Source organism: Pseudomonas sp. HMSC057H01 (assembly GCF_001836405.1).
GTDB lineage: Bacteria > Pseudomonadota > Gammaproteobacteria > Pseudomonadales > Pseudomonadaceae > Pseudomonas > Pseudomonas aeruginosa.
Window position 1 is genome coordinate 410,813 of the sequence record NZ_KV828512.1, and the last position, 9,386, is coordinate 420,198.

Annotated in this window: 9 protein-coding genes and 1 pseudogene; 6 read left to right on the forward strand and 4 right to left on the reverse strand. The window is 69.3% G+C overall.

Features of this window, described 5'->3' with window-relative positions; genetic code table 11:
- Positions 1 to 10: 10 nt before the first annotated feature.
- Together HMPREF2581_RS26815 and HMPREF2581_RS26820 are read right to left on the reverse strand one after the other, a co-directional pair.
- Positions 11 to 1,648 carry a methyl-accepting chemotaxis protein gene (locus HMPREF2581_RS26815; protein WP_003138651.1) on the reverse strand — a complete coding sequence of 546 codons (1,638 nt, stop codon included), beginning with the start codon at positions 1,646 to 1,648 and terminating at the stop codon, positions 11 to 13.
- 84 nt (positions 1,649 to 1,732) lie between these two features.
- A complete protein-coding gene (locus tag HMPREF2581_RS26820) occupies positions 1,733 to 2,722 on the reverse strand; it encodes a LysR substrate-binding domain-containing protein (RefSeq protein ID WP_003138649.1) in 990 nt (329 codons plus the stop codon).
- A gap of 100 nt (positions 2,723 to 2,822) precedes the next feature.
- Here HMPREF2581_RS26820 and HMPREF2581_RS26825 point away from each other — a divergent pair, with 100 nt between their 5' ends.
- The 5 genes from HMPREF2581_RS26825 to HMPREF2581_RS26845 are packed head-to-tail and all read left to right on the forward strand — an operon-like array spanning position 2,823 to position 7,080.
- Positions 2,823 to 3,992 (forward strand): M20 aminoacylase family protein, encoded by a 1,170-nt coding sequence (locus HMPREF2581_RS26825; RefSeq protein WP_003114014.1) that lies wholly within the window; start codon positions 2,823 to 2,825, stop codon positions 3,990 to 3,992.
- Between the two features lie 59 nt (positions 3,993 to 4,051).
- The gene (locus HMPREF2581_RS26830) at positions 4,052 to 4,837 is read left to right on the forward strand and encodes an ABC transporter substrate-binding protein (RefSeq protein ID WP_003124439.1); all 786 of its coding nucleotides are present in this window, start codon (positions 4,052 to 4,054) and stop codon (positions 4,835 to 4,837) included.
- Between the two features lie 55 nt (positions 4,838 to 4,892).
- Positions 4,893 to 5,582 (forward strand): ABC transporter permease, encoded by a 690-nt coding sequence (locus HMPREF2581_RS26835; protein WP_003110298.1) that lies wholly within the window; start codon positions 4,893 to 4,895, stop codon positions 5,580 to 5,582.
- The gene (locus HMPREF2581_RS26840; protein ID WP_003091035.1) at positions 5,579 to 6,292 is read left to right on the forward strand and encodes an ABC transporter permease; all 714 of its coding nucleotides are present in this window, start codon (positions 5,579 to 5,581) and stop codon (positions 6,290 to 6,292) included. Before HMPREF2581_RS26835 ends, HMPREF2581_RS26840 begins: the two co-directional genes overlap by 4 nt.
- A gap of 20 nt (positions 6,293 to 6,312) precedes the next feature.
- A complete protein-coding gene (locus HMPREF2581_RS26845) occupies positions 6,313 to 7,080 on the forward strand; it encodes an ABC transporter ATP-binding protein (protein ID WP_003091036.1) in 768 nt (255 codons plus the stop codon).
- Between the two features lie 9 nt (positions 7,081 to 7,089).
- Here HMPREF2581_RS26845 and HMPREF2581_RS26850 read toward each other — a convergent pair.
- Positions 7,090 to 7,302: pseudogene (locus tag HMPREF2581_RS26850) on the reverse strand (GNAT family N-acetyltransferase); the annotation flags it as partial.
- A gap of 99 nt (positions 7,303 to 7,401) precedes the next feature.
- Between HMPREF2581_RS26850 and HMPREF2581_RS26855 the strand changes: the two are divergent.
- On the forward strand, positions 7,402 to 8,733 hold the full coding sequence (locus HMPREF2581_RS26855; RefSeq protein WP_003091038.1) for an esterase/lipase family protein: 1,332 nt from the start codon (positions 7,402 to 7,404) through the stop codon (positions 8,731 to 8,733).
- A gap of 50 nt (positions 8,734 to 8,783) precedes the next feature.
- Here the strand turns inward: HMPREF2581_RS26855 and HMPREF2581_RS26860 are convergent.
- A partial coding sequence (locus tag HMPREF2581_RS26860; protein WP_305886596.1) for a PA2928 family protein occupies positions 8,784 to 9,386 on the reverse strand: 603 nt, incomplete at its 5' end.

The following is a 9,386-nucleotide window of genomic DNA, read 5'->3' on the forward strand; positions in this document are numbered from 1 at the left end:
CGGCGGCGCTTCAGACGCGGAAACGCCCGACCAGCCGCGCCAGTTCCGAGGACAGCTCGGACAGCCGGCGGCTGGCCCCGGTGCCCTGCTCCGAATGCTCCGCCGCCTGGGCGGAAAGCTCGCGCACCTCGCTGATGTTGCGGGCGATTTCGTCGATCACCCGGCTCTGCTCCTCGCAGGCCGAGGCGATCTGCGCGGCGAGGTCGTTGATCCGCCCCACCGCGTCGCCGGTGGCGGCCAGCACGCCGTCGACCCCGGCGGCGCGCTCGACGCTGTCGCGCGCCTTGAGGCTGCCCGACTGCATGGCCCGCACGGCGTTCTGCACCCCGGCCTGGAGACGCTCGATGCGCGCCTGGATGTCCTTGGTCGACTCCTGGGTGCGCGCCGCCAGCGCCCGCACCTCGTCGGCCACCACGGCGAAACCGCGACCCTGCTCGCCGGCCCGCGCGGCTTCGATGGCGGCGTTGAGGGCGAGCAGGTTGGTCTGTTCGGCGATGCCCTTGATCACCGTCAGCACCGCGTCGATGCTGGCGGTTTCCTGGGCCAGTTGCTGGATGCTCTCGGAACTGCTCTCCACTTCTCGCGCCAACTGGCGGATCACCTCGATGGTCGCCTCCACCACGTTGGCGCCCTCGCGCGCCTGCCGGCGGGCGTCATGGGCCACCTGCGCGGCGCTCTGGGCGTTGCGCGCCACCTCGTGGACGGCGCTGCTCATCTGCGTCGCGGCGGTGCTGACCTGGTCCACCGACGCGTGCTCGCTGTTGATCAGACGATCGTTGGCGGCGGTCATGCCGGCCAGCGAACCGGCGGAATCGGCGACCTCGCCGGTGACCCGGCCGACCTCGCGGATCAGCGGCTGCAACTTGTCGAGGAAGGCGTTGAAGGCGCTGCCGAGGCGGCCGGGTTCGTCGCGCGAAGTGACCTCCAGGCGCACGCGCAGGTCGCCATCGCCGTTGGCGATCTCTTCCAGGCGTTGCAGCAGGCGCTGCAACGGACGGGTCACCAGGCCGGGGAACACCAGTACCAGCGACAGGCACACCAGCAGGCCGAACGCCACCAGCGCCACCTGCTGCCAGCGGTGGCGCTCGCCCAGCGCGGAGGACGCCTCGCCGTCGGCGGCCGCGGCCGCCTCTTCCATCTCATCGAGCTGGTTGATCACCTCGCGCATCGCCCCGAACTGGCGATCGCTGTCACCGTAGCTGAGCTGCGCCGCGGCGCTCGGATCGCTGGCCGCCAGGCTCAGCACCCGCGCCGAGGTCGCGCTCCAGAGGGCATAGCCGCGCTCGAACTCGGCGACCTTGGCCAGTTCCGCCTCGCCCGGCTGCATCGCCGCGTACTGGCGCACCCGATCCAGGGCCTGCTGCAGGTTTTCCGCGTGATCGTTCCTCAGGCCGGCGATCTGCTCGGCGTTCAGGAGGCTATCGAGCAGGCTGCGCTCGGCGACGAAGGCCTGGTAGAGATCGCGGTCGGCGTTGAGCAGCAGGGCGATGCCGGGGAGAAAACGCTTGCCCAGGCGCTGGTTGGATTCGTTCTGCTGGGCGATGCCATGCACGCCGAGCGCGCCCACCAGCAGCAGAAGCACCGCGAGCAGGAGGATCGGCAGGGCGATTTTCCTGCGGAACGATAGGTTAGCGAACCATTGCAGCATGCCGGCATCCTCGCTCGTGGCTTTCCAGGCTATCGGTCGCAGCACGACCGATCTTGAGCGACCGTACGTCCGTGCCAGTAGGAATCAGACTAGCAGGCGCAGGGTTTCGAACAGGCGCCGGTCATCCTTCTTCGCCGAGCGGGCGTGGCGGCGGATCACCTGCAGCAGGCACTCGACGAAGCATTGCGCCGGATTGCTGAGGGCGCCGCCGCGCCGGGTGATGATGCCCAGCCGCCGTGGCTCGAAGGTTTCCCGCAGCGCCAGCGGCACCACCCGGCCGAGCAACGGCGGGGCGGCGCCGATGATCGCCGGCACCCAGGTACACATGTCGGCCTGCTCCACCAGGGTCTGCAGGATCGCCACGGAGTGCGCACGGACGATGCGCCGCTCGTCGATCAAGGCGCCGTGGCGCCAGAACAGCTCGCGCATCAGGGCGTCGTGGCCGGCGCCGGTGTAGTTCAACGCCCAGTCCTGTTCCAGCAGCTCGTGGATCGAGCCGCAACCCGCCAGCGGATGCCCCTGGCGGACCAGCACCGCGGTGTCGTAGTCGAGCAGCTTCTCGCAGGCGAATTCCTGGGCCGCCTGGGCGCCGTGCAGCGGGCCGATGGCGAAATCCATGCTGCCGTCGCGAAGCAATGGCTGGGCCACCGCCATCAGGCTTTCGAAAAGCTCCAGGCGCACCTCCGGCATGCGCTCGCGGAACGCCTGCACCGCCTCCGAGAGGAAGGTCAGCGCCACCCAAGGCGTCACCCCGATGCACAGCCGGCCGCTGGCCTGGCCACGCAGGTGGTCGAGTTCGACCTGCGCGTGCTCCAGTTGCTTGAGCACCAGCCGGGCGTGGATCAGCAGCGCCTTGCCGTATTCGGTGAAGGTCAGGCCGCTGGGCGTGCGGACGAACAGCGGCAGATGCTGTTCGGTTTCCAGTTCGCGCAGCGCGCGGGTCACGGCCGCCTGGGAAATCCCCAGGGCGCGGGCGGCGGCGCGGATGCCGCCGGCGTCGGCACTGGCGACCAGGGCTTGCAACTGGTGGAGTTTCACGGGCTTACCGAGGTGACAACGAAAGGTTGTCATCATAGCCAAAGCGAGCCTCCCCGCCAGTCCCCCGCTTGCCTACCATCGGCTTCGACAACGCCCTGCCGCCCACCGGTCGGAGCCCTTGAGGAGAACAAGAAGAATGACCGAGCCTGCCGTCCTGCCCGCCATCGCGGCGCTGCGGGAAGAGATGGTTACCTTGCGCCGCCACATCCATGCCCACCCGGAGCTGGGTTTCGAGGAACGGCGAACCGCCGCGCTGGTCGCCGAATGCCTGGAGGCCTGGGGCTACCAGGTCAGCCGTGGGGTGGGTCGCACCGGCGTGGTCGGCACCCTGTGCCGCGGCGAGGGCCCCGCGCTGGGCCTGCGCGCCGACATGGACGCGCTGCCGATCCAGGAAGCCACCGGCCTGCCCTACGCCAGCCAGGTGGACGGCGTGATGCACGCCTGCGGCCACGACGGCCACACCGCGATGCTCCTCGCCGCGGCCAGGCACCTGGTCGAGTCGCCGCACTGGCGCGGCACCCTGCAACTGATCTTCCAGCCTGCCGAAGAGGGCCTCGGCGGTGCCCGCGCGATGCTCGACGACGGGCTGCTGGAGCGCTTCCCCTGCGACGCCATCTTCGCCATGCACAACGTCCCGGGATACCCCGTCGGCCACCTCGGCTTCCATCCCGGCCCCTTCATGGCCTCGGCCGACACCGTGGTCATCCGCGTGATCGGCAGCGGCGGCCACGGCGCGGTGCCGCAGCGCACCGTCGACCCGGTGGTGGTCTGCTCCGCCATCGTGCTGGCCTTGCAGAGCATCGTCTCGCGCAACGTCGACCCGCAGGACACCGCGATCGTCAGCGTCGGCGCAATCCATGCCGGGACGGTCTCCAACGTGATCCCGGCCAGCGCCGAAATGATCCTCAGCGTCCGCGCCCTGACCGCGGAAACCCGTGCCCTGCTGGAGCGCCGCATCGGCGAACTGGCCCGCGGCCAGGCCGCCAGCTTCGGCGCGCGGGCGGAGGTCGACTACCGGCATTGCCATCCGGTGCTGGTCAACCATCCCGGGCAGACCGCGTTCGCCCGCGAGGTGGCCCGCGACTGGCTGGGCGAGGAATGCCTGATCGACGGACTGCGGCCGTTCACCGCCAGCGAGGATTTCGCCTTCATCCTCGAACGCTGTCCCGGCAGCTACCTGGTGATCGGCAACGGCCAGGGCGAGAGCGGCTGCCAGTTGCACAACCCCGGCTACGACTTCAACGACGACTGCCTGGCCGTCGGCGCCAGCTACTGGGTGCGACTGGCCGAGCGCTTCCTGGCCTGAGCCAGGGTTTTCAACGGGCGCGCGGCCTGGCGCGCGCGGATCGACAGAGGACAACCACAATGACAAGAACCCTCGGCAGCATCGCCCTCTCCCTCCTCCTCGCCGCACCGGCCGGCGCCGCCGACTGGACCGGCAAGGTCCTGCGCCTGGGCGTCGACCCGACCTACCCGCCGCTCGAATACAAGCAGCCGGACGGCCGCCTGGCAGGCTTCGGCATCGAGATCGGCGAAGCCCTCTGCGCGGAGCTGCGAGCCCGCTGCGAATGGGTCGAAAGCAACTGGGACGGCATCATCCCGGCGCTGCTGTCGCGCAAGATCGACGCCATCGTCTCGTCGATGACCATCACGCCAAAACGCGCACAGCACATCGCCTTCACCGACCGCGTCTCCAACGCGCCGAGCCGCCTGGTGGTACGCCGCGGCTCGGCGCTCCTGCCCGACGCCGAGAGCCTGCGCGGCAAGCGCGTGGGGGTCGGCCAGGGCTCCAACCAGGAGGCCTACGCCAAGGCCGAATGGGCCGCCAAGGGGGTGCGGGTCGTCTCCTACCAGAACCAGGACCAGGTCTACGCCGACCTCGTCATGGGCCGCCTCGACGCCTCGCTGCAAGGTGCGGTGCAGGCCAGCTACGGCTTCCTCGACAAGCCGGTCGGCAAGGATTTCGAACTGGCCGGAGCGGTGCTGGACGACCCTCGCTACTTCGGGGTCGGCGACGGCATCGGCCTGCGCAAGGAAGATGTGGCGCTGCGCGAGGACCTGAACAAGGCGCTGGCGACGATCCGCGCCAACGGGACCTACGCGCGAATCAACGCCCGTTACTTCGATTTCGACCTCTACGGCGCGCCCTGAACGGCGTCCGGCCGCTTTTCACCTCGACCGACAACAACAAGCAATGGAGAGTGAAATGTTCCTCGACGGCTTCGGCCCGCAGATACTCGCCGGCACCCTGGTGACCCTGAAACTGGCGCTGGGCTCCCTGCTCGGCGCCGTGCTCATCGGCCTCCTCGGCGCCAGCGCCAAGCTCGCCGCCAACCGCCCGCTGCGCGCCCTGGCCAGCGGCTATACGACGCTGATCCGCAGCGTCCCCGACCTGGTCATCATGCTGTTGCTGTTCTTCAGCCTGCAGATCCTCCTCAACCGCGTCACCGACGCCCTCGGCATCGCCCAGGTCGACATCGACCCGTTCGCCGCCGGCTGCGTCACCCTGGCGTTCATCTATGGCGCCTACTTCACGGAAACCTTCCGCGGCGCCTTCCAGGCGGTACCGGCCGGCCAGGTCGAAGCCGCGCAAGCCTACGGCATGGGGCGCTGGCGAGTGTTCCGCCGGGTACTCCTGCCGCAGATGCTGCGCTACGCCCTGCCGGGCATCGGCAACAACTGGCAGGTGCTGGTCAAGTCCACCGCGCTGGTCTCGATCATCGGCCTCGGCGACCTGGTCAAGGCCACCCAGGACGCCGGCAAGGGCACCCTGCAGTTCTTCCACTTCACCCTGGTCTGCGGGCTGATCTACCTGGCCATCACCGCAATCTCCAACGCCGCGCTGCTGTGGCTGGAGCGGCGCAGCTCGCTGGGCGTCAGGAGGCCGCTGCCATGAACGCGGTACTCGACGAATACTGGCAGGCCTACCTGTGGACCGACGGCCTGCAACTGACCGGACTGGCGATGACCCTGTGGCTGCTGATCCTCGCCGTGGCGCTTGGCTTCCTGCTGGCCATCCCGCTGGCGGTGGCGCGAACCTGCGGCAACCCGCTGCTGCGCTACCCGGTCTGGCTCTACACCTACGTGTTCCGCGGCACCCCGCTGTACATCCAGTTGCTGTTCTTCTACACCGGCGTCTACAGCCTGAATGCCATACGCGCCCAGGACTTTCTCAACGCGTTCTTCCGCGACGGCTTCAACTGCACGGTACTGGCCTTCGTCCTCAACACCTGCGCCTACATGACGGAAATCTTCGCCGGCGCGATCAGGAACACGCCCCACGGCGAAGTGGAAGCGGCGCGCGCCTACGGCATGGGCGGCTTCACCCTCTACCGGCGCATCGTCCTGCCCTCGGCGCTGCGCCGGGCACTGCCGTACTTCAGCAACGAAGTGATCCTGATGCTGCATTCCACCTCGGTGGCGTTCACCGCCACCGTGCCGGACCTGCTCAAGGTGGCCCGCGACGTCAATTCCGCCACCTATGCGCCGTTCCTGTCCTTCGGCATCGCCGGCGCGCTCTACGCCGGCACCGCCTTCCTGCTGATCTGGCTGTTCCGCCGCGGCGAGCTGCGCTGGCTGGCCTACCTCAGACCGCAAACCCACTGACCTCTCCCGGAGACACGCGCATGTACAGCCTGCAGGTCGAAGACATCCACAAGCGCTACGGCAGCCATGAGGTGCTCAGGGGCGTTTCGCTCAGGGCCGGCAAGGGAGACGTGATCAGCATCATCGGCTCCTCCGGCTCGGGCAAGAGCACCTTCCTGCGCTGCGTCAACTTCCTGGAAAAGCCCTGTGCCGGGCGCATCCGCGTCGGCGACGAGGAACTGCGCACCCGTCCCGGCGCCCTGGGCGAGCTGCGCGCCGCCGATCCCCGGCAGTTGCAGAGGATCCGCAGCCGGCTGGCGATGGTCTTCCAGCATTTCAACCTGTGGAGCCACCTGACGGTGCTGGAGAACGTGGTCGAGTGCCCGGTCAACGTCCTGAGAATGAACCGCGACGACGCCGTGGCCCGCGCGCGCCACTACCTGGCCAAGGTCGGCCTGGCGGAGAAGGTCGAACGGCAGTATCCCTGCGAACTCTCCGGCGGCCAGCAACAGCGCGTGGCGATCGCCCGCGCCCTGGCCATGGAGCCGCAGGTGATGCTGTTCGACGAACCGACCTCGGCGCTCGATCCGGAACTGGTCGGCGAAGTGCTGAAAGTCATGCAGCAGTTGGCCGAGGAAGGTCGCACCATGGTCCTGGTCACCCACGAGATGGCCTTCGCCCGCCAGGTTTCCAGCCATGTGATCTTCCTCCACCAGGGCGTGATCGAAGAGCAAGGGACGCCGGACCAGGTGTTCGGCGCGCCGCGCAGCGAGCGCCTGCGCCAGTTCCTCGCCGGCAACCTGAAATGAGCCCGGGGCTCAGCGCGACGGCGCGAGGAAACGCACGAAGACCAGCTCCGGATCACCTTCGTCGAGGTTGTCGATCACCCCGCTCGGCTGGAATCCCTCGCGCTCCAGCAGGCGCCGCATCGGCAGGTTGGAGCGGTTGCGGGAAGTGAACAGGCGGTCGCCGCGACAGTCGTCCCGCGCCTGCCGCAGCAAGGCGCTGGCGATGCCGCGCCGGCGGTAGTCGGGAGCGACCGCCGCATCCTAGACGTTTTCACAGGTCAGGGCACATCGCCGCGGCGCATGATCTATAGTCGCCCGGATCAGCCCCAGAGGATGCCGGACATGCCCCGTTCGATCGTCATCGTCCACGGCTGGAGCGACGATTCGAAGTCGTTCCGCCGCCTCGCCGAGCAGCTGGAAGCCTGGTTCGGCAGCGCGCCGACGCAGATCCGCCTCGCCGACTGGATCTCCCTGCAGGACGACGTCACCTACGCCGATCTCGCCGCCGCCCTGGATCGCGCCTGGACCGCCCAGGGACTGTCGCGGGCGCCGCGCACGGTGGACGTGGTGGTGCACAGCACCGGCGCCCTGGTGCTGCGCGACTGGCTGACCCGCCACTTCGACCCCGCCAGCGCGCCGGTCAAGCGCTTCCTGATGCTCGCCCCGGCCAACTTCGGCTCGCCGCTGGCGCACAAGGGACGCTCCTTCATCGGTCGCGTGCTGAAAGGCTGGAACCGCTTCGTCGGGCAGACCGGCACCCAGGTGCTGAAGGGACTGGAGCTGGGCTCGCCGTACTCCTGGCAACTCGCCGAGCGCGACCTGTTCGGCGCCGAGGCCTGGTACGGCGCCGGCCGCCTGCTCGCCACGGTACTGGTGGGCAATGTCGGCTACAGCGGCGTCGAAGCCATCGCCAACGAAGTCGGCGGCGACGGCACGGTGCGGATCGCCACGGCGAACCTCAACGCCTGCCGCCTGAGCCTCGAACTGGATGTCCGCCAGCGCGCCAGGCCCGGCTGGCGCCTGGAAGAATCGCGCGGCGAGATCGCCTTCGCCATCGTCGACGGCGAGAACCACGCCAGCGTGGCGCTGAAGGACCGCGGGCCGAAGAACCCGCATACCCTGGAGCTGATCCGCGCCGCACTGGAGGTCGAGGACGCCGATTACCGGAGCAGCGGCGCAAGCTTCCCCTGGCAGCGCCGCATCGATCAGCTCGACCCCGGCATCGAGCGCCGCTCGCCGCGCTACCTGAACCTGGTCAGCCACGTCTGCGACGACCTCGACCAGGAGGTGCGCGACTACTTCATCCAGTTCTTCCGCAAGCTGAACAGCGACCGGCGTTTCGAGCAGCGCTTCTACGAGCAGGTCATCGCCGACGTCCATCCCTACGAGGACAACCCCGCCTACCGCTCGCTGTACCTGTCGATCGAGTCCCTCGACGACCTGCTCGCCGGCTTCGCCGTGGACACCCTGTCGCTCAGCGTGTCGGCCCAGCCGCCGTTCGATCCGCCGCGCCAGCCGGTCGGCTATACCGCGGTGGGCCCCGGCGACAGCGAAGGCCTGGCGATTCCGCTGGCGCAGGTGCCGCGCTTCCTCGCCGCCCACCGCACCCTGCTGTTGCGCATCCGCCTGACGCGCCTGGTGGACAGCGGCGTATTCGTCTTCAGGAACCCCTGAAACGGCGCCCGGCCCCCCGCTGGGCAGCCACCCAGGCCGGGCGCAGGCGATCACGGTTGGCCTTCGGGCCACTCGACCCGCTGCAATGGCGCGCCGCCGCGCCCGAGGCGATGGACGATGCCGCTGCCCCGGCGCAGATCGACCCGCACCAACCGTCCGCCGTCCTCTCCACGGCCGCTGAGAAGCAGGTTGCGGGCATCCAGGCGGAACAGCCGTTCGGGACGCTCGATGGGCAGCCCCAGGGTCCAGAGCAAGCTGCCGTCGGCAGACACCGAGCTGAGCAGCAGTTCGCTACGCTCGGCCAGGCTGCGCCGGTGCAGCACCAGCCAGTTGCCGTCGACTCGCCAGGGACGGCGCGCCAACCTGGAATCGCCGCCCGGCAGCGCCGAGGCATAGCGACGGTACAACGCCTCCTCGCGCGTCTGCTCGTCGCGCCGGCGACGGTACTCGGCATCCGCCGCCGCCTCCAGGTCGGCGACCCGTTCCCGCCAGGCGTCGTGCGCGGCGATCCAGCGTCGCCGTTCCTGGCGGTAGGCGTCGCGCGCCGCAAGGAACGCACGGGTACTGGAAAAACGCTCCACGCGCTCGTCGAACTCTTCCGGCGGCTGCGGCTCGGACGGCAGCGACGGACGCTGGCGCTGCCGCTCGGACGG